Source organism: Pseudomonas sp. SIMBA_068 (genome assembly GCF_046534705.1).
GTDB classification, from domain to species: domain Bacteria; phylum Pseudomonadota; class Gammaproteobacteria; order Pseudomonadales; family Pseudomonadaceae; genus Aquipseudomonas; species Aquipseudomonas putida.
Genome location: NZ_JAWRYI010001830.1, coordinates 1 through 230 on the forward strand (window position 1 = coordinate 1; position 230 = coordinate 230).

1 protein-coding gene is annotated in these 230 nt (G+C 51.7%); it reads left to right on the forward strand.

Going from position 1 to position 230, the window contains the following annotated elements; translation table 11 throughout:
• Positions 1 to 140: 140 nt before the first annotated feature.
• Positions 141 to 230, forward strand: a 90-nt coding sequence (locus tag SB756_RS36090; RefSeq protein ID WP_410914051.1) for a prepilin-type N-terminal cleavage/methylation domain-containing protein, incomplete at its 3' end; no start/stop codon positions are given.

Consider the following 230-nt stretch of genomic DNA (forward strand, 5'->3'; position numbering starts at 1 on the left):
GTGGAACTGGCGCAGCGATATCCACTCAAGCAAAGACGGCACGCTTCTGGAACGCACCATAACGGTGACATTACCCAGCGGTCAGACAACCTCGCTTACGCGTTATCAAAGCATCGATAATAAATCCGGGCAGGCACAAGATGATTAATCGCCAGCAGGGTTTCACATTGCTGGAGGTCATGGCGGCGCTGGCGATTTTCTCAATGCTTAGCGTGCTGGCGTTTATGATT